The sequence below is a fragment of the Paenibacillus sp. MER 99-2 genome (assembly GCF_023714095.1).
GTDB lineage: Bacteria > Bacillota > Bacilli > Paenibacillales > Paenibacillaceae > Paenibacillus.
The window spans coordinates 208,230-233,497 of the sequence record NZ_JAMAUZ010000006.1; the positions used below are offsets into that span (position 1 = coordinate 208,230).

The window sequence follows — 25,268 nt, forward strand, 5'->3', positions numbered from 1 at the left end:
AAAATAGTTTAATTGATTAAGAGAGATTGGCATAATATGATTTGTTTAATTGGAAGCTGCAAACGTGAATCCAGTCAAGTTCACGTTTGCAAATACCAGAATCCGCGATATGGACGGTGACCTATTGCTACGCGATCTTGTACTGAATATTACGTTGATTCTGATCTTCGTTTTTCTCACACATTATTATACGAACCAGACGAGTACGAAGCGTGTTTCTTTCATTGTTAATCGAATGGTTGTTGGTGTTCTTTATAGTGTTCTTGGTACGGCTTTGTATTATTTTACGATTCAGATCAGTGATAGTTCATTATTAAACTTTAGAGCAAGTGTTTATTTTTTAGCCGCTTATTTTGGAGGAAGTCTTTCTGCGTTTGTCACTTTTGCGTTAATGTTAAGCCTCAGATTAGCTATTGGTGTTACCCCTCAATTCGGTAATTTGGAATTTTTAATTATTGAGATCCTCTTTGTCATCGTTATATGTCTGATCTTCAAGTATGTTAGGCATTTTGTGCTGAAATGGATATGTGGAGCAGTGCTGCTGAACTCGGTGTATATCTTCACTGTAGGTGAAATACAGTCACTGTCTCTGCCCATTTTGAGCATTCATTTGTCATTTCAGAGTGCGTGTATTTTATTAGTTTCGTTATTTTTGCATTATCTTAATCAGAACCATAATTATCGCCTACTTGTTATTCAGAATGATCGGGAAATGCTAGAGATGCTGCGTATGCAGACTGGCTTTGCCTTTAAAATACAGAAGCGAAACGCTAATTTTGAATATGTTGTATTAGAAGGGGAGATGCTCTCCCGCATGGGCTTGGATATGAAAAGTGTAATGGAAAAGAACAAACGTGGAGGAGCGAGCCTTCTACCTAAGGAAAAAATGGATTTTCTGATTGCACAATATGAGCGGGCTTGGCAAGGAGAGTCCTTATTCTATGAGTTTGAATATAGGGGTCATTATGCGATTGTGAAGATACAGCCTCTACTGGAAGACGGCGAAGTGAAATATATAATTGGTCACGGGCTTGATATTACGGAACATCATGCCGTGAAACGAAGAGTTCAAGAGAGTGAAGAGCGTTATCGAACGTTGGAGCGTGTCTCACAGGATTGGTTTGTCGGATTTGATGCGGAGAAACGCATTGTGTCAGTGAATCAACGTTTTCTCGATGCGCTTCAGACCAGCAAGGAACAGGTCTTCGCACAGCGACTTGAGAACTTGATTACGATTGAAGAGTTGGAGAACTGGTCGTTACTTTTGCAACAATCCTTGTATAATCAGTCTTCTCAAGAGATGGAGCTTAGCCTGAGGCTCGGAGAAGGGCAGCTACAACATTACCGGGTGCACTTACATCCCGTTCAGATGGTGAACTCTACAGAGCGGATCAAGGGTGTGTTTCATGATATCACAGATCAGGTTCAACGCTTGAAGGCTGACGAGGCCAGTCAGGCAAAAAGCAATTTTCTCGCATTAATGAGCCACGAGATTCGTACTCCGCTTAACGGCATCATCAGTTTTACATTATTGCTTCAACGTACAGGTCTTAACACCATGCAGATGGAGTATCTGAATAAAATTAATTCGTCTTCCCAATCCCTGCTTACCCTGGTGAATGATATTCTGGATTTTTCCAAAATTGAAGCAGGCATGCTGACCATTGAGAGGGTTCCCTTTTTTCTGGAAACCTTCTTCAAAGGCATTGCTGATCAAGCCGGTGCGGCAGTGGGGTACAAAAATATAGATGTCATCTTCAATACAGATCCAGATCTGCCATTGCGTGTGTTGGGTGATCCGGTGCGGCTCGAACAGATTCTGTTGAATTTACTCAGCAATGCAATCAAATTCACAGAGCATGGTCATGTTCTTGTCCAGGCTGAGCTCATATCGCTGGATACAGAGCAAGCGCTTGTTCGGTTTGTTGTAGAGGATACGGGCATCGGTATAGCACCGGAGCACATGGAGCGGTTATTTGTACCCTTCACACAGGGAGATCCATCAACGTACCGAAAATATGGAGGTTCGGGTCTAGGGTTAACCATCTGTTATCATCTCGTGAGCTCATTGGGAGGAACTTTGCAAGTAGACAGTGTACAGGGAGAATATAGTCGTTTTTCCTTCGAGTTGGTACTGGATTTGGCGGATACGGAAGAGAATTTCTTCCTTCGCATGTATCCTCAACTGCAGCCTATGATGGGTGCGGCGATCATTGAAGATAATCAACGACTAGGTGAAAGCTTGATTCAGATGATGCATTCCTTTGGTGTTCATGCCGTGTCATATCCTGAACTACCTGAAATAGCAGCAAGTCGTGAGTTTACTTCTAATCAGGATGGAACATATGCGCTATTCATGATTGATATGGACATCATAGAGAGGGGCAACGAGAGGGATTGGAACCGCTTTATTGCAAACATTGATCGGACAAAAGTCAAGGTGCTCGGATATACCCATCCGTTCAGCGAGCATGATATGTGGGAAGAGGGCGATTTAAGCCGTCTAGATATCATGCTTTTCAAACCACTCACACGTTTAGGCTTATTTGAAGCATTGCTTACGCTTCAAGGAAATGGGGCGTCGGAGCAAGAACGAATGGACAATGATCTAGGTGATTCGCCTATACATCATAAAGGACATATTTTAGTTGCAGAAGATCATGAAATTAACCAACTTGCCATACGCGCAACACTTGAACATATGGGGTTTGAAGTCACTTTGGCAGCCGATGGACAAGAAGTCATGAAGAGGCTGGATGAACAGAAATGGAAACTCATTATGCTGGATCTGTATATGCCTGAAATGAATGGGTTCGATACGGCACGGAAAATTCGTCAGATTAGGCAGTATGATCATACGCCGATCCTTGCGCTAACGGCAAATGGGTTAAAAAGCGATTATGAGAAATGTCTTGAAGTGGGAATGAATAGCATCTTACTTAAACCCATTAATGAGCAACAAATCACAGAAAAATTAACAATATGGATCAATCTGAAAGGGTTGAAAGAGATTAGAGGTATGCATGTAGAGCAGGCCATTAACCAGATGGGCGAGAAGCCGCATATCTTACAATATGCGCTTACGAAGTTCAAGGCGGAGTATAGTTTATTTCAGAAAAAGGTGGAGATGCAGCTTCAATACCATCGGCTGGATGATGCGATTCGCAATGTTCATTCACTCAAAGGCGTTGCTGCGAACCTGCATGCCGAAAAGTTATTGAACCATGTTCTTGAACTGGAGACATGTTTAGTTAATCTGTCACCTAGAGCCGATGTGGCTGCACAGCTAGAGCGGGTGCAACAAGAGATTGATATGATCATTGCGTCTTTACCATGGTGAAGCAGCTATAGCGAATAGTTAATATTATGGTGTGAACTTATATCCCACCCCCCAGATCGTGTGAATATATTGGGGGTTTTTTGGGTTGATTTCGATTTTTTTGCGTAATTTGGCAATGTGAACATCGATGGTACGATCATTAATATAAGCATCCAAACCACGGATGGCTTCAATTAAGGCATAGCGACTGTATACTCTGCCTGGATTAAGGACAAAGAGCTTCATAATTTCAAATTCAGAGAACGTAGTTTCAATCTTCCGATGATTGAGCAGAATCGTTCTGCGTTCCAAATCAAGAGAGATTCCCGTCTGCTCCTTAGACATGATGGAGTTGTGATGTATAGCCGTTCGTCGTAGCACAGCTTCTATGCGTGCCTTGAGCTCTTGCATACTAAAGGGTTTACATACATAGTCATCGGCTCCATCGGATAAGGAACGAATTCGTTCAGAGATATCGGTTAACGATGAGATGACAATCATAGGTGTAGTTGTATGCTCTCGAATGAGCAGACAAGGGTTCTTACCTCCCAAGTCGGGGAGCATTAAATCAAGAAGAATGATATCAGGCAGCGCTTGAAGCTGTAGAAGACCATCTCTTGCGTTATCGACACGAATTACGTCATATCCTTCCCCTTGGAGATACAGGGATAATGTGTCACCTAACATATTGTCGTCTTCTATTATAAGCACTTTGGTCATGATGTTCCTTTCTAAAATCCACGATGTGGAAGTGGGCTAACTGTCCTAAATGCACCTTAATCTACCTGATAATCTATACTTACGAGGGGATGATGTCAAGGATGGGATGGACGCTATCCGAAATGTAGTTTTCATTCTAGTTGATTTTAATATTAATTAGAGCCACGCTGGTGTGAGAGTAGCATCAAGTCTGGTTATAATGAGTCTCCGAGGATTCTCGGATCACGCTCCATGAGATGCATGAGCTTCTGTTCAGTAGCTGTATCCGCTGCAGGTGTATAGATGCTACAGCGTAGATCAGAACTGCCATGAATTTGTAAGGAGGTAAGGTCAAATAACATCTTGCCTGCCTTAGAATGTCTAAACTCAATGAGAACGTCAGGGGCACTGCTGACACTACTCTGTGTCCACAGTGTCCGGAAGTCTGGATATTGATCCATCATCTCGTCCAAAAACAAATTATACCATTCATCCTCTACATACTGACCATAATAGGCGCGGAAAATCGCCAGAAACCCGCTAACAAAATGCTCCCAGTTCACAGCAAGTCTACGGAACTCCTTACGTTCAAATAACAGTCGAATCATATTGCGTTGTTCAAGTGGAATGAGGTCAAAATCAATAAATACATGTCTCGCTGCATCGTTCCATCCAACAATGTAACATCGCCGATCAGAGATGATGCTTGGGCAATGCTCCAGATCACGGAGAATCCGTTGCAATGGTGGACTGATCTGCAGTGGTTCTTCCTCTGCAATATGTGCTGCTGCCTGATGCTCCAATGCTAGCGAAAACAAATATTTGCGTTCATCTGGTGTTAACCTGAGAGCCGTCGAGATATTATCCAACACGGAATGAGATACCTGAATATCCCGTCCCTGTTCCAGCCAGGTGTACCAAGTGGTGCTTACTCCGGCTAGTTGAGCTACTTCTTCCCGCCGTAAACCAGGTGTTCTTCGCCGAGTGCCCATAGGCAGACCGACGGATTCTGGCGATATTTTGGCACGCTGGGTTTTCATAAATGAAGATAGAGCTTGAAGCCTAGCGTCATGATTCACGAGTTCACCCTCCATCTAATCCATTATCCTAGTGGTCATTATACTAGGATAAACAACAACTTGTAATAGGATAACACCCATGACAATATTAAATCGAACTTAATTTTGTATACATGCTGGAGGGAAAGAAGATGGAGCGTGTTGTAATTACAGGAATGGGAATTATCTCTCCTTTGGGGAATGAAGTGGAACCATTTTGGAATAGCCTTGTTGAGGGCAAATCAGGAATTTCACTTATTGATACGTATGACATGACACAATATAAATCTAAAATGGCAGGTGTGGTTCGAGACTTTAATGGGGAGCAGCTATTCGGACGTAAAGAGGCTCGCCGTATGGATCGCTTCACCCAATTTGCCGTTGCAGCAGCAGAACAGGCCTTAACGCAATCGGGTCTGGATCTGGAGAAGCTAGAACGAGAGCGAGTAGGTGTATATGTTGGTTCCGGCATTGGAGGAATCCAGACCTTGGTTGAACAAAGCAACCTGCTCACGGAGCGAGGTCCGGGAAGAGTCAGTCCTACCCTCGTACCGATGATGATCTCGAACATGGCGGCATCGATGATCAGCATGAGATTTGGATGTTGGGGGCCAACGCTCTCGCCAGTGACCGCTTGCTCTATCGGTAATACAGCGATTGGAGAAGCTTTTCGGTTAATTCGACATGGCGGAGCTGACGTCATTTTTGCAGGAGGTACAGAGGCTGCTGTGACTGAAGTTGCATTGGCGAGTTTTGCTAACGCAACGGCATTATCTACGCGTAATGAAGAGGTGAAGGCAGCGAGTCGTCCGTTTGATGCAGGTCGAGATGGCTTCGTGATGGCTGAGGGTGCTGGCATTGTCGTGGTAGAATCGTTGTCTCATGCGCTTGCTAGAGGTGCTCATATTCTGGCTGAAATTGTTGGTTATGGCGCGAGTTCAGACGCATACCACATGGTTGCCACCCATCCGGAAGGAAGAGGAGCGTTTTTGGCAATGAGGGCTGCATTAAAGGACGCTCATCTCGAACCTGAGGATGTGGATGTCATTAATGCACATGCGACCAGCACAGAAGCAGGTGATCTTTCCGAGACCCGGGCGATCAAGAAGCTGTTTGGCGAAGCAGCTTATCGGATCCCAGTGACTGCGAATAAATCGATGACTGGACATATGCTCGGTGCGGCTGGTGGTGCGGAAGCGATCTCTCTCATTCAGACGTTGAGACATGGGGTTATTCCACCAACGATTAACCAGGTAGAGCCAGACCCTGAATGTGACTTGGATTATGTTCCTAATGAGGCCAGAGAGGCCGATGTGAAGATCGGGATGTCCAATTCGTTTGGTTTTGGTGGACATAACGCGGTATTAGTGTTTCAAAAGGTTGAGGCTTGAGTTGTTGAATTTCTTCAACCAACTGACGAGATAACGAAACTACGAGACGAAGTAACATTCGGGCAATTAGAAGTAACATTCAAGTAATTAAATGAAAAAAACAGCGTTGCCACACAAGGCAGTCGCTGTTTTTTTGTATGCAAAATTTTCAACCCATGCCATACCGCAATCCATTTTCGGGTGTCATCAGGAGGACATGGAGGGAGCATCTGCTTGTTTCGTAACGGAACCTTTCAACCAGTGAGCACGCCATTTGGATTGCATAACCAGCACTAACAGCATGGATGCCGCAGCGATCAAACTGAGGATGACAAAGCCTGGCGTATACGATTGGTACGAGCTATACAGTTGGCCAAGAATGAGAGGCAGCGCATATCCGCCAAGTCCACCGGCTGCACCAACAATTCCGGTCATGAGTCCAATTTCATTGCCAAACCGTTGAGGAACCAGTTGGAACACCGAACCATTTCCGGCACCAAGACACATCATACCTAGGAATAACATTACGACAACCACAGGAAGTGGAGGGATAAAGGAGACACCTACCAGCATGATACACGCTCCTGTATAGAGGAAGGTTAACATGCGTGTCCCGCCGAGTTTATCTGCCAGATAACCGCCGACAGGTCGGAAGAAGCTGCCTGCAATAACGCAAAAGGTAGTGATATCTGCTGCACGAACAGGTGACAGTCCGTATTGAGTATTGAAAAAGATAGTCAGGTAGTTGCATAATCCAACGAAACCACCAAAGGTTACACAGTAGAATGCGCAGAACACCCAGGCATCTCTTTGCTTCAACAAGCTTCCGTATTGAGATAATTTCTTCGGTTCAGGACGGTTCGGACTGTTACGGGCGAAGATGGAAAAGAGGATAAATACAATCACGATGGGGATAATCGCTAGACCAAATACGACTTCCCAACTGCCAAAGTGCGTAGCTAACCGGTTAGCGAACAATGTAGCGAGAACGGTTCCGCTATTCCCTGCTCCTGCGATCCCCATGGCAAGTCCTTGATGTTCCTTCGGATACCACTGTCCTGCAAGTGGCAAGGCTGCTGCGAATGAAGCACCTGCAACACCGAGCAGAAGTGCGACTACATATAACTGGCTTAGTGATTCTACCCATAACCAGCCTAATAATAAGGGAATAATAGTGACAATCATACCAATCTGAGCCGTTCGTTTCGGGCCAATATAATCGGACATAAATCCGAGTACAAGTCGAAGAATTGAGCCGCCCAGAATAGGGAGTGCCACGAGATTAGCCTTCTCTAGGGGAGTCATCGGATAATCCAAGGCAATGACAACGGCCAGTGGGCCAAGCATACCCCAGATCATAAAGCTGATATCAAAATACAAAAATGCACCAAAGAGGGTAGGTTTATGCCCGCTTTTCCAAAAACTTTTGCTCTCCATCATCCATCATCGCTCCTCATCCATTTGAAAATATTTCTTACACGTGGTGTGTAATCCAATAGAAAAAGGCCACAAATCGTCCAGATCATTGAACGATTTGCGGCCTCTTTGCCGACTGGCGTAACACGTCATTGTGTTTCCGCACCCGATAGGATCACAGCACTGTGATTTTGATTCAAATTATAAAAAAGTATTTTGAGTATGTCAACAAAAATTACATGAGATTTAAAATAACCTAATTTTCAATGCTTTATCTTCTTTTTATGTTAATTATGTTGACATCATTTAAATTTTAACTTAATCTGAATCTAATATGAATTCACACAATGGCGTGTGAAATTCCGGAGGCAACGGTGCCCTTTTCCGAATGATGGAGAAGGGATTTTTCTGTTTTTTTATCAGCGTGTGAACGAGTAGGGGGTAGCTCATGGATAAAAAGAAGCTGGTGGTCATCGGAAATGGTATGGCTGGCGTGAAGTGTATCGAGGAGATCATCGCCATTGCTCCGGATACGTATGACATTGTGATTTATGGTAATGAGCCAAGGCCTAACTATAACCGGATTATGCTGTCCAAAGTTCTGCAAGGTGAGCATACGGTGCAGGATATCATACTTAACGATTGGAGTTGGTATGAACAGCATGGGATCCGGCTTCATACAGGCGAGACGGTTACTAGAATCAACACGCAGACGAAAGATGTAGAGACGGCATCTGGAATGACGGAATCTTATGACATCCTGATCCTAGCAACAGGTTCATCTCCATTCATCCCACCGATTCCAGGTGTAGATAAAGAGAGAGTGATGTCATTTCGAACAGTGGATGACTGTACGCGCATGGCTCAATACTCGAAACAATACGGCAAGGCCGCTGTTATTGGTGGTGGCTTGCTTGGACTAGAGGCTGCTCGAGGGCTTCTGCACCTTGGCATGGATGCGGTTGTTGTTCATAACGCACCGTATATTATGAACCGTCAATTGGATGCTCAAGCCGCGGATATGTTACAGCGGGAACTGGAGAGTCAAGGAATGAAGTTCCTTCTATCGAAGAATACGCAGAAAATTGTGGGCAGATCGCAGGCTCAAGGTCTGGCTTTTACGGATGGTTCGAGGCTAGACGCGGATGTGGTGATCGTGGCTGTAGGTATTCGCCCTAATGTTGAATTAGCTAGACGGAGTGGAATATATACCAATCGTGCCATTGTTGTTGATGACTTTATGCGTACCAGTGTTCAAGATGTATACGCGGTGGGTGAATGTGCGGAGCATCGGGGGATCAGTTATGGACTTGTGGCTCCATTATTTGAACAAGGGAAGGTTCTAGCTCGTACGTTATGCCAGCAGGAAACAGGAGCGTATGCAGGCTCAATCCCGTATTCACAACTGAAAGTATCCGGTGTGGATGTCTTCTCCGCAGGTGACATTAGCGGTGAAGGCATGCAGACAGCCGTGCAGATGCTGGATGGTGTTCAGGGAACCTATAAGAAGGTGCTTATGCAAGCAGGCAAGGTTCGAGGCGCTATTTTGTTCGGGGATACGACGGAAGGAACGGGATTACTCAGTCTTGTTCAACGGGGGGCTGACGTAGCTGAGTTGCGACCACGTGATGGAGAACCTGATCCGGCGGAAAAAGCGGCTGCAGCATTACCTGCACAAGACACGGTATGTGCTTGCAACAATGTTAGCAAATCGGCGATTATGCAGGCAATTCAAGAGCATGGGTTACAGAATGCCGATCAGGTTAAGGAGCGAACGAAAGCATCAGGCTCATGTGGTGGATGTCGTCCGATGGTCGTAGCTCTGGTGAAGCACACACATAATCTCCAGAAGAACGGTAAAGGTGCGAGTACTGCTGTGGATACCCAAGAGGCTCAGGCGGAGCTAGCGGTATGTGGTTGTACAACACTGGGACATGATGGACTCAAGAGCGCGATGGAAGAGATATTCCGTGATCAATTTTCTTCAGTTGGGTTGATATTGGATACTCAACGTGCAATCGATTGGGAGTCAGAGAAGAATGGGTTGCTGCAAAAACTGAGCTGGGAAACAGCATCGGGATGTGAGGTTTGCGAACCAGTACTTCGTTATTATGCACAAGTACTAACACGCGGAGTTACGGGCATGGACTTTAAACCTGAATGGGGTGTTTACGGGGCAGAGCAAGCTCATGGAACTACGGTGTACAGTGATGACATTATGTATGATGCTCTTTCGGGGTCTGATGCGAGTGGACTCTTGACGGATCGACTTCGCCTGGCATGGAGAGGTATGGCGATGCCTGCTCCAGTTAGGATTGCAGTAGCTGCAAGGATGGGGTCACCTCTTAGTCCTGTTGTTCAAGATCTAGGTCTGCAAGCTTCTCCGGCTGGTTGGGAGGTATATGTTGGCGGGCATGCAGAGCATCCGGTGAAGCAAGGTGGGTTGTTGGGGCTTGCGGAATCGGTGGAGGATGCGGTGAGACTGGGCTCGGCGTGTCTCCAGTGGTATCGTCAGACAGCACAGTTTGACGAACCGATGTGGGCGTGGTCGGAGCGGCTAGGATTCATGTCGATCCGAGAGACGCTGCTGGATTATCAGTTGCAGGGCGAGCTGGTGAACAGAAAGAACGCCGAGATGGCGAGTGCCTCATATGCTCGGGACGTAGTTTTATCAGATGGAAGGACGGCTGTGCAAGGTCAGAAATGATGTGAACTATCATTTTAGTGGAATGGCGGGATGAGGATGACACCATCTATGAATGCGGAGAAGACAGCTTCAATGCTCCAGGTACAGGAAACGCAGTGTCCCTATTGCAGTGTGCAATGTAAGATGACAGTGCGTGAAGTGGCTAGGTCGGTTACAGGTGAACGTCGAGCGGAATACATCGTCGAAGGGGTTCCGAATAAGGCTTCACAAGGACGGCTGTGCGTCAAAGGCATGAATGCACATCAACACGCGCTCAGCAAAGAACGTTTGTTGCATCCACTAATCCGTCGGGATGGTGAACTTGTAATCAGTTCATGGAGCGAGGTAATAGAGTTCATTTCGGAACGGTTCAGCCATCTGCAAGAGAGTTATGGAGCAGACACACTTGGTGTGTATGGTGGGGGCTCTCTTACCAATGAGACGGCTTATTTACTCGGCAAATTCGCGAGGATTGGTTTAGGAACGAAGTACATCGACTATAACGGACGGTTCTGTATGTCGGCAGCGGCTTCGGCTGGCAGTAAGGTGTTTGGCATGGATCGGGGACTAACGTTTCGTTTATCGGACATTCCGCTCGCACGTTGTATTGTGCTGGCCGGTACGAATATTGCCGAATGTCAGCCCACACTCCTTCCTTACTTTAATGAGGCAAAAGAGAATGGGGCATTTATTATCGTGATTGATCCACGCAAGACTACAACTGCAGGGATCGCCGACCTCCATTTACAAGTTAAACCGGGAATGGATGCGTTGTTGGCAGATATCATGATGAAACTAATTATAGATGCAGGCGATGTAGATCATCATTTTATAGGGGATCGAACTCACGGGTTTGAACAGTTACAGCAGGAACTGGCGGAGATGGATCTGGAGCAGGCCGCCGCCAAGTGCGGCATTGAGCTTGAACAGATTCGTCAGGCTGCACTTGCTTATGGTCAGGCGGATACCGCAATGGTTATGACTGCCCGTGGGGTTGAACAACAGACCGATGGACATATGGCGGTTCGCCATTTTCTGAATCTGGTGCTGGCGACAGGCAATATTGGTAAACCTGGCTGTGGTTATGGCGCAATCACTGGTCAGGGTAACGGTCAAGGTGGTCGGGAGCATGGTCAGAAAGCCGATCAGTTGCCAGGTTATCGTTCGATTGAAAATGAACAAGATCGTACCTATGTTGCATCCGTGTGGGGTGTGGACCCAGCGAGTTTGCCGGGAAAAGGGGTCTCTGCTTATGAAATGATGGAACTGGTTCATGATCAGAAAATTCGTGGTCTATTCGTCATGGGGTCGAATCCAGTTGTATCCAATCCGAATGTACGCTTGGTGGAAGAAGGTCTGCGTAAGCTGGATTTTCTAGTCGTGGCAGATATGTTTCTCTCCGATACAGCACGGATGGCTGATGTGGTGCTACCCGTTACAGCGTATCTGGAGAACGAGGGGACTTTAACGAATCTGGAAGGCCGTGTTCTGCTTCGTGAGCAGGGGGTACCGGCACCAGGTGAGGCGCTTCATGATTGGGACATCTTATGTCGCATCGCTGCGGAGATGGGCAAGGCTTCGTATTTTCAATTCCAGTCTGCCGAGGAGATCTTCAATGAACTGCGAGAAGCCAGCCGGGGAGGAATTGCTGATTATTATGGAATCACGTATGAACGTCTACGTCACGAAAAAGGAATCTACTGGCCTTGTCCGTCACTGGAGACCACAGGCGAAGGATTAGTATTTGCTGAACGCTTTGCTCACGCCGACGGCAGAGCTTCCTTTACCGCTGAAGCGAGTCCGGGTTGGGATGAAGTATCCCGAGAATTCCCACTAATTCTTACGAATGGACGTGTGCTTCCGCATTATCTTACCGGCGTACAGACGCATCGAAGCCCGACGCTTGAAGCTCGCGAGCTGGAGAACTTTGTTGAGCTTCATCCGGTTACGGCTGCCCGTCATCGTATTCGGGATGGTGAATGGGTGGAGGTTCAATCCGTGTATGGCAGTTTCTCGGTACGAAGCAGGGTGAAGGAGCATATCCGTGAAGATACGTTGTTTGTACCGATGCACTGGGGCGGTATTCAGAATGTGAACAGAGCTACAAGACCTGAGCTGGATCCGTATTGTCGGATGCCTGGCTTCAAGACGGCAGCGGTTACGATTCGTCCTTTGCGTTTGGTATGATATACACTTTTGTGTAAATGAAGTGGAGGTTTCCTCGTAAAGAGGGGACCTTCTTTATTTTTGCTATGCTTGTGAGCTAGTTCATAGGTTTCATATAAAACATGAGAAATGACTCATGTATGTGAAGAAAGATTTGGTTATCATACTAAATAGGGGCACATATGTACGTATTTTTTTGATTTTGATAAGGGAGTCTCGTAATCTAGCTCTGTAATTGGCACTCAAGGGCCGATCAATGAGATAATGGATATATTTAATAGATAAATTGAACTAGCAATTTACACAAGAACGGAGAGGACAGAAATAACGTGAAGAAGCGTAGCGTTCGCCTTTATCCCCGGATTTTCCCCATTGGAAAGGGAATCAGAAAAATCTGGGGATAACAGCGATCGAAGGGTTATTCTGTCATCGGAGTGGTCAGTGTAAATATTTATAGTTCATTTATAGGAAGGGGGAGACGGAGTGAATGTATGGGTCACGGTCAAGAGTCTGGGCAAACGAAAGCCTGCTCTCGCCAAACAAGCTACCGAACTTCCGGAAACAACGGGCACGCTGAGACAACTTATTAGCAATATGGTTACGCTGCAAATACAGGCGCTTGAGGATAAGAAAAGCCAAGTAGAATGGCTCGCATACCTCATGCCTGAAGAGATTGAATCCCAGGGAGCCGCGGGGAAAGTGGGCTTTGGAGCGGTTAATCATGAAGGGGTTCCTGAGCTGCAGCAGGCGATCGAAACGGCCGTGTTAGCACATGAAGATGGTTTATATAAAGTGTTTGTTAATGAAGAAGAAGTACATCAGTTGGATGAACCGTTAACGCTGCGTGAGGGTGATGAACTGGTCTTTATCCGCTTTACCATGTTAGTAGGTCGTTTGTGGTAGGACGTATCTAAAGGAGGAGAATTGCATGAATCAGCAAGAGCAGGAACAGGTATATCTGAATGGGTTACGGGAAAAGGCAGCATCTTTGCCAGAAGAACAGCATGAGCTAGCAACTTATGTTGTAGAACTGGCTGGGTTGGGTTATTTGCGTGAAGACGAAAAGCTCTATTTAAATATGCGACATACATTACTACAACTGGCGGCAGACACTGGTCGTCCATTGTTCCAGCCTATTCTAGACATACTGGAGCATGTGGCAAGTGAGCAACTATGTGCACGGTTCCGTTATATTGCGGAGCAAGCGCCGAAGTATCCATACAGCAGTAACTATGAACGCAGACCGTTCCGTACAGCTGATCCTGTACTGCATATGGGTCAAGTATTACGCAAGCTAGTCGGGCTGTTCCGTATGGAGCTTCGCGCATTCTCTCTGACCGAATATGTGTCGCTTCGTGAGTACAAGTTCGATTATCAATACGAAATCCGATGGGTGCTCCCCGATTGTATTGCTTATGAGCTGGATCATGATCACGGCGAGATGAAGCAGGCATTACATGACATCATCTATGGAGACAACCAGAACGTACTGTTAAGCGGCGAGATGATCAAAGGCATTGTACTGAGTAACCAGGCCGAAGCGTATCAGATGGTGGGTGAACTACTGGTTGCTGCAAGACTGCAGGAGGGACTGCGGCAGAGTATCGTTGAGCGTATGGATGAAGGTACGATTGAGGCTTATATATACATATTAAAAATTATCATCGACAACAATCTGATCCGGTTCAGCTCGGTGGTGCGTGCACTTGCTGTCTGGACAGGTATTGGTATAGAGGCGGCGAATCAGCGCGTTGCGACCCAACTCATAACACAGGCTTACGAGGCTCTTGTTGATTCTGAAGTACGCGCAGCATGGCAACTGGAAGATAACGCAAATAAGCTGTTTATTAGTCTCTGGGCTACCGCAGTAATTGAAGAGAATGAACTGGGAGCCAAGGTGATCCAGATCATGGATCAAGGCCAATTATATCAACAAATTGTGGCTCAATATGTGCTTGCGAACAGCCAGAACCGAGAGCTTCGATTGATTCTGGCGCGTCAGTATCTTGGCGGACATGACACGGAACTCATGCACTGGATTGTTCAAAATTACGATGCGATGTACACCTATGATTGGGGTCGTTTTGACGATGGAGACCAACAGCGTAGGGTGCATGTCTGGCCACTTCCTGTATTTTCAGATAAAGCTGTACGGCGACGGGATTTTGACATATTCAAGCAGATGTTAGAATTCATTCCTCAGGCAGGAGCCGGAGGGCCGTCAGGTGTTCTTGAATTTGTTCAGTATCGCATTGATGTGGATGATGTTGTGAAGAAGATGCTCTATTTAGCAGCCTACGATATGGATTCGGAATGGATTAGCGAAGTGGTTGCGTTAAAAGACAAGCTCAGCCCCGATCTGAGAGGGGAGCTTCTAACTTTATTTTTACAAGATCCGAATCAGGAGGTTCAACGCCAGTTTATTCTAGATAGTTTATCAGATAAAAGTATGACGAACCGTGAAAGTGCGCTAGTGAAGCTGAAGAAGCTTACCTTGACGACAGACGAAATGAAGCAACTTGAGGCTTTGCTCAAACTGAAGACTGGTTCACTACGCCAGAAGGTTATACAGGTGCTGCTGCTTCAACCTGTTGATGAGCTTGAGAGTGCATTGAAACGGCTTCTGACTGCCAAAGGTGAATTGCAGCGACTAGGTGCGCTTGAGTTGTTGACAGAGATTGCATCCGATCCGGAGCGAACATCACAACAAAACCAATTGCAGCCATTAGCAGAGCTAATTACAGCGCCGTCAGCCAAGGAGCAGAAATTGCTGGATAAGCTGAACGAGCAGAATAGTCAGTATACCGCTGCGAATGGATTTGGTTTGTTCGACCCTTCACGGGAGCAGCCTTTGCTTGAGGAGCAGCGTGATTTTGGGAGCTTTAATGTGAAGGAGATGTTCCGCCTTTCCTTGGAAAAGGCGGAACAATTCCTTGGTGCGCTTGATGCGTTGGTGCATGAACATAGAGATGTGGAATATGAAGTGGAGTATTACGCAGGCTACAAAGAAACACTTCTGGTTGGTGCTAACCTGCGCGCGACGGTTCCTTATACGCAACGTAATGAAATGCCTTTAATGGAGCAATTCCCGTTACATGAGGTGTGGGGGAATTTCATTCAGCATAACGGACTAGATCACCAGGAATTGCTACAACTCGTTTTCAGCATGCGGTTCCACGATTTGAATAAAAATTTGGACGACCATTACAGCTATTACAGTCAGGCATATGAATATGATGAGCTGCGGAAGATTCCGTTGCTGGAGGGTTGGCGCAAGGAGTTTGCAGAGCAGATCTACCCTTTAGCTTATTTAAAAGAATTGAAGGAACTGTTTAAGAAATTGACGTATTCCGAGCAAGTGGAAGCGATTGTTACAGCTGCTTTTGAGGATAGCAACAAGGCGGATACGTTCGAGATAGCTGAGAAGGCGTGGGCATTTATTATAGCGAGTATGCCGGAGGAACAGCTGGAGAAGGAAACGGGTATGCTCCATATCTTAACTGGTCCATGGAATTATCTCGTACGTGGTAGAATCCATGATGACAATAGCTTCAAGCGTTATTTCCAGACAGCCTATCAATTGAAGCACCTGGTCAAAGATACACATCCGTTAAACTTGTTATCTCTGGAAGACTTCTTACGTGCTTACAAACTTGAGTTAATTGACGATCAGGAGATTTATCAACAGTTGTTGACGGGTGCAGATCGCCATGGCTTTATCCGAGATTTAACGTATAGCCGTACCGAGGGTGTTGCGGATGATCCAACACTGGTTCATATACGGGATACCGTTGTTAACCGTATTGTAGAGATTGAATTAACGCGGGGTGAGCTATCTACAGAAGTTAGCACCCTTGCGATGAAGCTTGATCGAATTGAAGGCATGGAGCACTGGGTGCATCTTGTCTCCGCAATGGATCAGGACACCTTCGTTCGTGGTTATATTTATGGTTACGGGAATAACACAACACGTAAAGAAACATTCAGCTATCTGATTCAGAAATGTCATCCAAGAGCTGGTGAGAATGAGGAACTTCTGCGTGAGCTGCTTGAACGGTATCCAATTAAGGAGAAGAAATTACTTGAGGCAGCGATGTACGCACCGCAGTGGATGGAAATTGTGGCGAAATATCTAGGCTGGGAAGGGCTGCGTAGCGCAGCATGGTACTTCCATGCCCACATTAACGAGAGCTTTACGGCAGAAAAAGAAACGATTGTGGCGCATTATTCTCCAATCTCACCACAAGAGTTCAATGATGGTGCATTCGATATTGCTTGGTTTGAGGAAGCGTACGCGGCAGTGGGTGAGGAACGTTTCAACCTGTTATATGATTGTGCCAAGTATATATCAGGTGGAGCCAATCATCGCAGATCACAATTGTTCGCAGATGCTGCTCTAGGGAGATTACGCCTTGAGGATATGCGGAAGTCTGTTGAAGAGAAGCGTAACAAGGATCATTTGTTGACATACAGTCTGATTCCACTTGCTGAGGAACGGGAGCAAGACCTACGGGAACGGTATGACTTCATTCAGAAGTTTCTAATGCAGAGTAAACAATTTGGAGCACAGCGACGGGCTAGCGAGGGAGCTGCATCCCAGATTGCGTTGGGTAATCTAGCTCGAAATGCAGGCTACGCCGATATCACACGTCTGATCTGGGATATGGAAGCACGCAAGCTGGATGAGATGAAGTCTTATTTTGAGCCCCATGAACTGGATGAGACAACGACAGCGCAATTGGTTATTGATGAGGAAGGACAGCCTGATCTCGTCTTGATCAGTAAAGGGAAAACACTCAAGTCTGTACCTGCAAGGTTTAAGAAGGATGGATATATCACTGAATTGAAGGAGTTAAAATCAGACCTGGTGCAGCAGTATCGCAGAGCTAGACAGGAGCTTGAGCGCTCCATGACATCAGAGACTGCTTTTACCCGTGAAGAGATTACGAGTCTGTTCCAAAATCCAATTCTTCGACCTTTAGTGAGCAACCTTATATTCAAGAATGGTGAATATGTAGGTCGATTCGATTCATTGACAGGTGGCCTGATTAGCGTGGATCAGGAAGGCTCTATCCACCCGCTGACAGATCAAGATGAGCTGTTGATTGCACATGCGTTACATCTGTACAACAGTGGTCAATGGAGTACGTTCCAACGTGATCTATTCACCCGTCAGGAGCGGCAGCCATTCAAGCAGGTATTCCGAGAGTTGTATCTGCCTAATGAGGATGAACTGGCGAATGGTACTGTATCCCGGCGCTATGCTGGATATCAGATTCAAACCCAAAAGACTGTGGCTCTGCTCAAAGGACGCCAGTGGACAGTAAGCTATGAAGAAGGTCTACAGAAGGTGAGTTATGAGCATAACCTGATTGCCAATCTGTATGCGATGGCAGACTGGTTCTCCCCGGCTGATACGGAGTCACCTACGCTGGAGACGGTTCAATTCTATGATCGCAAGACGTATAAGCCTGTAGCATTACAAGATGTTCCACCGATCTTCTTCTCTGAGGTTATGCGTGATATTGATCTGGTTGTGAGTGTTGCACACGTGGGCGGAGTAGATCCAGAAGCAAGCTTGACAACAATTGAGATGCGTCATGTAATCGTCAATGAATCTCTGCGTTTGCTGAAAATAGACAATGTTCGTTTGGACGGGAATTATGCGCGTATTGATGGTGAGCTGGGAGAGTATGCTGTTCACCTAGGTAGCGGTAATGTGTTCAAACAAGCGACAGGAGCGCTTCACATTATACCGGTGCATAGTCAGCACCGTGGACGTATCTTCTTGCCTTTCTTGGATGAAGATCCAAGAACTGCGGAAATTCTATCCAAGATTATGCTGCTGGCCGAAGATAAGAAAATTAAGGATCCTCAGATCCTTGCCCAATTGCAGAATTAGAATGATATATAGATAAAACGAAGAGTGTTACCGTCCTCTCCGTTCCCGTGTAAAAGGTTTAGTTCAATCTATATAGGCTGACGTAGTATAAAAATCCATAGCCGGAGTACCTGTTAAAGGGGACTTCGGCTACTTCTCTATGTTCTTATTTATGAAGTCTATGTGGTGTATCCGGTTTCAAAATGACTTTGGACCCAGGGTCACCACAACTCCTTCCTGATATTGATAATTAATTGTATAAACTAGGAGAATGCAAGTGGGCCTATAAGACTGTTTTTAAAAGTGAATATTTTGTACAAAAATTGTTACGGAAATGTAATTAATTCGTTTTCTTATGCTGTTAAATGCATTTTAAATCATGTGATTCATAAGAACTAGTAGTCGTTTATCCAGCCGATTTCCATATTTAAGGGGATGCAATCTCGTCGTGGGTCAGCTATCGTAAGAAAGCGAAATCGCTCGCTGGCTTGTAAGCGATGGTTGCTCAACGTAAGATGCAAGGCTTACCTGAATGCTTGAAGAGCTGGGCACACCCCAGTTTGCATTCCCTTGTATACATGTATTCAAGCGTGTAGACAAGACAAATGATCAAGAGAGAAGGAGAGCGCAACATGAACAGAAGACTCAATCTAATTTTCCTCAAACGATGGTTTATGGTGTTAATCATCGTGGCGGTTGCGGCTATGCCGTTGCACGCCTTCGCCGCAAAATCTGGGGCAGATCGCCCATGGATGAACCCATCCTTGACTGCGGAAGAACGTACCGAACTGCTACTTCAAGCGATGACGCTGGAAGAGAAGGTTGGTTTTGTGACAGGTAAAGTGAATAACTATTATGGTTTCTATAATGATGGTCTGGAGCGTCTGGGTATTCCTGCACTACAGATGGCTGATGGGCCAGCAGGTGTGCGGGTGGCAAACCCGGATGTTCAGGACAAAAAGTCCACGGCATTGCCTGCGCCAATTGCTCTGGCAGCATCCTGGGATACGGATCTAGCCAAGAAATACGGTGATCTGATCGGACAAGAAGCTCATGATACTACACATAATGTAGTGCTTGGCCCTGGACTGGATATTGCACGTACACCGTGGGGATCCCGTAACTTTGAATCACTGGGTGAGGATCCGTTGCTCGCTTCTGGTATGGGAGCAGCGTATGTGAACGGAATTCAGAGCAATCCTGTGATCGCGACAGCGAAACATTACCTTCTGAACAATCAGGAGACAGAGCGATTTACCACCAATGCAACAGCAAGCGAGCGTGCGATACAAGAGGTGTATGCACGACCGTTCAAGGCTGTGGTAGAACAAGCCGATCTAGGATCAGCCATGTGTTCATTTAACCAGGTGAATGGTACATATGCTTGTGAGAACCAAGAGCTGCTGACGAACATACTGAAGGATCAGATTGGCTTCAAAGGCTTCGTGATGAGTGATTATGGTGCCAACTTCAGTACGGTTGAATCTGCTAATGCCGGACTCGATCTGGAAACACCAGGTGAGCCGTACGGTAAATGGGGAAGTAAGCTGCTGGAAGCCGTGAACAAAGGCGAGGTCAGCGAACAAACCATTGATGAAAAGGTTAGACGTATTCTGCTTCAAATGTTCGATAAAGGGCTGTTCGATAAGCCTGTAACGAATACAAGAATCAATGCGAAGGCAGATGGGGCAAAAGCTCGTCAGTTTGCAGAAGAGAGTATGGTTCTGCTGCAAAATAATGATGATATGCTGCCACTCTCCGATAACAAGCTGAACTCCATTGCTGTAATCGGTCCGGATGCAGATACAGCATCTGCAGCTGGAGGCGGAAGTAGTTTGGTTAACCCAACGTATACCGTGAGTCCATTGGAAGGCATTCGTAAACGTGCCGGAAAAGGCGTTGATGTGAAGTATGCAGCGGGAACAGACCCTGTTTCGGCAGGGGATGCATTTAATGGTCCATCTGCGGTACCGTCTACCATTTTGTCTCCAGCTAATGCTCAGAAGAGTGAGCAGAACTACGGGACAGATCAAGCAGAATTCGGCCTGCATGCAGAATACTGGACGAATAAAGACATGGAAGGTGACCCTGAACTTGTTCGCACAGACAATCAGGTCAACATGAATCTTGGGTTTTACAACTATGAAGGCTTCAATGCACAGTCTTCTAAACTTCCAGTGACACCGACCAAGTTTAACAGCAAAATGTCTGCGCGTTGGACAGGTGCAATTACAGCACCGAAGACGGGTGAATATCAGCTATCTCTAACGAGCTTAGGCTCTGCAAAATTGTATGTGGATGATCAGCTTCTTGTGGATAACCAGGGTGCTACTCTAAGCACAACGAAGAAAGGCATCACTTTGCAAGAAGGAGAGTCCCATAATATTCGCATTGAATATCGCACGGATTTCCCGGTACAGTCGAATCATGATATGGGAGCGCAGGTTCGTTTTGGCTGGGAAGCACCAGATGATGCAGTGGATGCCAAGATGCAAAAAGCTGTTGAACTGGCTAAAAAGTCAGACGTGGCGGTTGTTGTAACACGTACGTATGACAGTGAAGGTTATGTAGACCGTTCCGATCTAGAACTGCCTAACAACCAGGAGCAGTTGATCCGCAAGGTTGCGGCAGCCAATCCGAAGACAATTGTAGTACAGATGAGTGGGCGAGCTGTCGAGATGGATTCTTGGCAAAAAGAAGTGCCATCCATTGTACAAGCTTGGTATGCTGGTCAGGAACAAGGAAATGCTGTTGCTAGGGTATTGTTCGGGGATGTGAATCCTTCAGGTAAGCTACCTGTAACGTTCCCAGCAGATGACCAACAAACGCCAGTATCAACTGCAGCGCAGTTCCCTGGTGTAAATGGAGTAGGAAACTATTCGGAGGGAATCTTTGTAGGGTACAAAGGATATGAAAAGCAGGGACTGACACCCGCATTTGCGTTTGGTCATGGTCTGTCATATACAAGCTTTGATTACCGCAATCTGCATGTGAAGAGCAATGGCAAGGGAGATAACGCAAAGGTAGAAGTGTCTCTCAACCTGCGCAATACAGGCAAACGTTCGGGTGCCGAAGTGGTTCAAGTATATGTAGGCAATCTGCCAACAAAAGTAGAGACACCAGACAAACAGCTTGCTGGTTGGGCTAAGGTAGATCTCAAAGCAGGTAAACAGCAACGTGTAAACATTAAGCTGGATCGCAGTGCCTTGTCTTATTGGGATGAGAAGTCGAATGAATGGATTATGCCTAAGGGTAAAGTATCTATCTATGTCGGTAGCGCTTCGGATGATGTCCGTCTGACAGGCAGTGTGAATATCGGAAGTCCTTCAGGTAAATAACAGGTAACAGAAATATCAGTCGTGGCCTTAGGGCCGCGGCTTTTTCTACAATAAGATCTGACAATCCTGACTGCAATATGATTGGAGAATTCCGAGTAGACAGGATAAGGAGTGTGAAAAAGATGAGAAGAGTGCTTCCGCGGAACAAGCTGGGAGGTGGGATAAAACTTATTATCATATTCGCCATATGCATTATATTATTGCTGGTATGGCTTGTATTACGTAACCTCAGAGAAGAACCCGTTCCACCCTCTGTAGATCAGACGCAAGCCGAGGTGGAGGCGTGGTTGACTACAGGGGATCAGCAACACTTGCTCGCCCCGCAGCAGCCCATTCCTTTACTTCAAAGTGAAAGAACTAGCTCATCCTCATGGGAAGACACTATAAGCATTAATCCTGAGAAGACCTATCAAACGATGGATGGGTTCGGGGCAGCCATGACAGGATCGTCCGCACATCTCATGAACCAACTCCCACAAGAAAAGCGGGAACAGTTGCTTCATGATCTGTTTACCTCCGAGGGACTAAATATGGATATGGTCAGGCATACCATCGGGGCTTCCGATTATTCGGTGGATGCGTCTGGTGCACCTGCAAGCTATACCTATGATGATGTGGAATCAGGAACAGATTACGCAATGGAACATTTCTCGATTGATCAGGATCAGGAGGTTGTAGGTATGTTGCAACAGGTGATCGGATTGAAGCCACATATGAAAATCATGGGCACACCATGGACAGCACCAGCATGGATGAAATATGGCGAGAAAACCTTACACGGTTGGTATTTGAATTATGAAGATCCGCAGGTATATGAAGCTTACGCACAATATTTTGTGAGATATATTCAAGCCTACCAAGACAAAGGGCTGCCCATCTATGGAGTTACGCTCCAGAATGAACCGGGATTCACCTCTCCGAATTATCCCAGTATGAGTATGGGGGCTGAAGAACAGGCACATTTTATACGTGATTACCTCGCTCCGGCGCTACGAAAGGCAGAGCTAGACACCCGAATCCTTGCGTATGATCACAATTGGGATGAAGGTGTAGAATATACCGATCAGGTTCTAGGGGATAAACAGGCTGCCACCTATATTGATGGCTCGGCTTTTCATTGTTACGCTGGTGATCCTTCTGCCATGTCGGAGGTACATGATCGTTTTCCGGACAAGTCTATTTATTTCACGGAATGTAGTGGAGGAGCGTGGAGCCCTGATTTTGGCGAAAATCTGAGCTGGCAAATGTCCAACCTTATGATTGGTGCACCGCGAAACTGGGCGCAAAGTGTGTTGCTCTGGAACATCGCATTAGATCCACAAGGTGGACCAACCAATGGTGGCTGTGAGAATTGCCGTGGGGTCGTCACCATTGATCCAGAGAGTGGCAAGGTAGATCAAAATGTGGAGTATTATGCACTAGGACATATCAGTAAGTATGTGCGCCCTGGAGCGGTAAGAGTGGATTCCAATCAGGAGAAAGGCAAGCTGGAGAATGTTGCTTTTCGCAATCCGGATGGAACGATGGTACTGGTTGCAGCTACTACGGGAGAAGAAGATGTCTCGTTCAAAGTGGTGATAAATGGAAAGGAATTTCACTACAGCTTGCCTGCAAAGTCAGCCGTAACCTTCCGCTGGAAAGCGGTCTAAACGTCGGCGAATAGTTGCCTTAAATGTTGTACTCAGGTACTGGTTGTAGGCTCGGCATGTTACAATAATAGTCAGTTCAACAGTTTCTTTCGTAATGGGGTGCATTCAAGATGCTTATCGTTTCATATCGTGAACAAGATCATGAGCAGTTGGTTCGGATCTGGGAGAGCGCTGTTCAAGCAACGCATACGTTTTTGGAAGAGTATCACATTCAGTTCTATCGAGACATGGTAGGTGAAATACTAGAGCAACGGCAAGTTGAGATATGGGAAGTGCTAGATAAGGAGCAACAACCTATCGGCTTTATCGGGTTACACAATACTTTTATTGAGATGTTATTCGTCGATCCAAGTCAGCATGGACAGGGAGTAGGGCGTCTGCTGATCGAGCATACCATCAAACTCAAAGGGCACCATCTCAAGGTGGATGTGAATGAACAGAATGCTGGAGCAGCGCAATTTTATGAAAAAATGGGATTTGTACAGATCGGTCGCTCTGAACTTGATGGATCCGGCAATCCGTTCCCGCTGCTGCATCTGGAGATTTCATAAATGCACGATATAAAAACTCAAAAATAGCAAAAAACCATCTCAAACAACTTATGAGATGGTTTTTGCTATTTTTAAATTCCGTGCTTAATAATTGTACACGTCCTTGGATGCTTGTCTGCTGACTTGAGGAAGCAATCTATTTCGCAGTTTAGGTCAGTGTGTTAGTGAGTTTCCTCATCTAAGAATGGTTTGTTCACGGTGTAATACATAAAGCCCATTAAGAATACACCGCCGACCAGATTGCCCAGTGTGACTGGAACCAGATTGTGGAGTACGCCTCCAAACGAAATAGTCCCCGGATGATTCAGCACCAGAGCAATCGCAAAGGTACACATATTAGCTATGCTATGTTCATAGCCCGAGATGAAGAAACAGAAGACAAAGAGCATCATGGCGAACATTTTGGCGCCGTTTTCTTTCATGAACATTGGAACGAAGAATGCTAGACATACCAGCCAGTTACATAGAATTCCTCGGAAAAACAGTTGCATCGTAGGAGCTTCCATTTTATGTTCAACCACACTAAGCAGGAAGCCATTGACTTGAGCTGAATCAAACAAACCGGTGAGATAGATCAATAGGGCAAATACTGCAGCACCCATGAGGTTCCCGCTGTAGCTTGCAATCCATAGCTTCACCACTTCAAGCCAGCGCAGCTTCTTGCGTAGTGCAGCATACGTATAATAGAACGTATTGCCTGTAAACAGGTCACCGCCACCGTAGGCAATCAGGATGATGGCTGCTCCAAACGTTATTGCCGCCATTGGGTATGTAAACGGGGATTGTTCCATATAGAAGAAGTTCCCTGTCTTAAATGCAACGATTACCCCAAACCCGATGAACATACTCGCCAACATCGAGCGTGCGATATAGCGCATTACGCTTTGTTTGAAAATCTTGTGTTTCTTCAAGGCTAAACTCTCAACATTCCGCAAACCTTCCGTTTCCATAATCATCCTCCAGTGACTAAGTTGTGTGAATTCATAAACTTACCAATCTCGCCAAGTTCTTTCCATTATAACGAATTTTTAGATAGAGGCACGTTATTTCAAAAAAAGAATATCTCTAAAATTAAATTTATTTCAGACCCATTATTAATAAAAAAAATAAACCCTGCATCCATCTTCAATGTTAA

At 45.9% G+C, this 25,268-nt stretch carries 13 protein-coding genes; 9 read left to right on the forward strand and 4 right to left on the reverse strand.

Annotated features, from left to right (window positions below; genetic code table 11):
• The first annotated feature begins 64 nt into the window (after positions 1–64).
• Positions 65–3,340, forward strand: a complete 3,276-nt coding sequence (locus tag M3636_RS22405) for a response regulator (RefSeq protein WP_251384077.1) — start codon at positions 65–67, stop codon at positions 3,338–3,340.
• A gap of 24 nt (positions 3,341–3,364) precedes the next feature.
• On the opposite strand, the gene M3636_RS22410 is transcribed toward M3636_RS22405, so the two are convergent.
• Positions 3,365–4,039: a response regulator transcription factor gene (locus M3636_RS22410; protein WP_128100400.1), complete on the reverse strand. Its 675-nt coding sequence runs from the start codon at positions 4,037–4,039 to the stop codon at positions 3,365–3,367.
• Between the two features lie 194 nt (positions 4,040–4,233).
• The gene (locus tag M3636_RS22415) at positions 4,234–5,097 is read right to left on the reverse strand and encodes a helix-turn-helix transcriptional regulator (protein WP_128100401.1); all 864 of its coding nucleotides are present in this window, start codon (positions 5,095–5,097) and stop codon (positions 4,234–4,236) included.
• A gap of 131 nt (positions 5,098–5,228) precedes the next feature.
• Between M3636_RS22415 and fabF the strand changes: the two genes are divergently transcribed.
• The gene (fabF, locus tag M3636_RS22420) at positions 5,229–6,467 is read left to right on the forward strand and encodes a beta-ketoacyl-ACP synthase II (RefSeq protein ID WP_251384078.1); all 1,239 of its coding nucleotides are present in this window, start codon (positions 5,229–5,231) and stop codon (positions 6,465–6,467) included.
• 186 nt (positions 6,468–6,653) lie between these two features.
• On the opposite strand, the gene M3636_RS22425 is transcribed toward fabF, so the two are convergent.
• Positions 6,654–7,883: a nitrate/nitrite transporter gene (locus tag M3636_RS22425; protein WP_145049560.1), complete on the reverse strand. Its 1,230-nt coding sequence runs from the start codon at positions 7,881–7,883 to the stop codon at positions 6,654–6,656.
• Positions 7,884–8,310: 427 nt separating this feature from the next.
• On the opposite strand from M3636_RS22425, the gene nirB reads away from it, so the two are divergent.
• The 7 genes from nirB (at position 8,311) to M3636_RS22460 (ending at position 24,133) form a co-directional block, all read left to right on the forward strand.
• A complete protein-coding gene (gene nirB / locus M3636_RS22430) occupies positions 8,311–10,569 on the forward strand; it encodes a nitrite reductase large subunit NirB (protein WP_251384079.1) in 2,259 nt (752 codons plus the stop codon).
• A 36-nt stretch (positions 10,570–10,605) separates the two neighbouring features.
• Positions 10,606–12,735 (forward strand): assimilatory nitrate reductase catalytic subunit NasC, encoded by a 2,130-nt coding sequence (gene nasC, locus M3636_RS22435; protein WP_251384080.1) that lies wholly within the window; start codon positions 10,606–10,608, stop codon positions 12,733–12,735.
• Between the two features lie 462 nt (positions 12,736–13,197).
• Positions 13,198–13,617 carry a hypothetical protein gene (locus M3636_RS22440; RefSeq protein ID WP_251384081.1) on the forward strand — a complete coding sequence of 140 codons (420 nt, stop codon included), beginning with the start codon at positions 13,198–13,200 and terminating at the stop codon, positions 13,615–13,617.
• A gap of 25 nt (positions 13,618–13,642) precedes the next feature.
• Complete coding sequence (locus tag M3636_RS22445; protein ID WP_251384082.1) at positions 13,643–18,616, forward strand: DUF4132 domain-containing protein; 4,974 nt, start codon at positions 13,643–13,645, stop codon at positions 18,614–18,616.
• A 611-nt stretch (positions 18,617–19,227) separates the two neighbouring features.
• On the forward strand, positions 19,228–21,933 hold the full coding sequence (locus tag M3636_RS22450; protein ID WP_251384083.1) for a beta-glucosidase: 2,706 nt from the start codon (positions 19,228–19,230) through the stop codon (positions 21,931–21,933).
• A 122-nt stretch (positions 21,934–22,055) separates the two neighbouring features.
• The gene (locus M3636_RS22455; RefSeq protein ID WP_251384084.1) at positions 22,056–23,582 is read left to right on the forward strand and encodes a glycoside hydrolase family 30 protein; all 1,527 of its coding nucleotides are present in this window, start codon (positions 22,056–22,058) and stop codon (positions 23,580–23,582) included.
• A 110-nt stretch (positions 23,583–23,692) separates the two neighbouring features.
• Entirely contained in the window at positions 23,693–24,133 is a 441-nt protein-coding gene (locus tag M3636_RS22460; RefSeq protein WP_251384085.1) for an acetyltransferase, read from the forward strand.
• A 161-nt stretch (positions 24,134–24,294) separates the two neighbouring features.
• On the opposite strand, the gene M3636_RS22465 is transcribed toward M3636_RS22460, so the two are convergent.
• Entirely contained in the window at positions 24,295–25,083 is a 789-nt protein-coding gene (locus M3636_RS22465) for a formate/nitrite transporter family protein (protein ID WP_128100408.1), read from the reverse strand.
• Positions 25,084–25,268: the final 185 nt, after the last annotated feature.

Coding starts and splice junctions, on each gene's coding strand:
- M3636_RS22460 (WP_251384085.1), top strand. CDS start 23,693: ATGCTTATCGTTTCATATCGTGAACAAGATCATGAGCAGTTGGTTCGG.
- M3636_RS22455 (WP_251384084.1), top strand. CDS start 22,056: ATGAGAAGAGTGCTTCCGCGGAACAAGCTGGGAGGTGGGATAAAACTT.
- M3636_RS22450 (WP_251384083.1), top strand. CDS start 19,228: ATGAACAGAAGACTCAATCTAATTTTCCTCAAACGATGGTTTATGGTG.
- nirB (WP_251384079.1), top strand. CDS start 8,311: ATGGATAAAAAGAAGCTGGTGGTCATCGGAAATGGTATGGCTGGCGTG.
- M3636_RS22425 (WP_145049560.1), bottom strand. CDS start 7,883: ATGGAGAGCAAAAGTTTTTGGAAAAGCGGGCATAAACCTACCCTCTTT.
- M3636_RS22445 (WP_251384082.1), top strand. CDS start 13,643: ATGAATCAGCAAGAGCAGGAACAGGTATATCTGAATGGGTTACGGGAA.
- M3636_RS22465 (WP_128100408.1), bottom strand. CDS start 25,083: ATGGAAACGGAAGGTTTGCGGAATGTTGAGAGTTTAGCCTTGAAGAAA.
- fabF (WP_251384078.1), top strand. CDS start 5,229: ATGGAGCGTGTTGTAATTACAGGAATGGGAATTATCTCTCCTTTGGGG.
- M3636_RS22410 (WP_128100400.1), bottom strand. CDS start 4,039: ATGACCAAAGTGCTTATAATAGAAGACGACAATATGTTAGGTGACACA.
- nasC (WP_251384080.1), top strand. CDS start 10,606: ATGACACCATCTATGAATGCGGAGAAGACAGCTTCAATGCTCCAGGTA.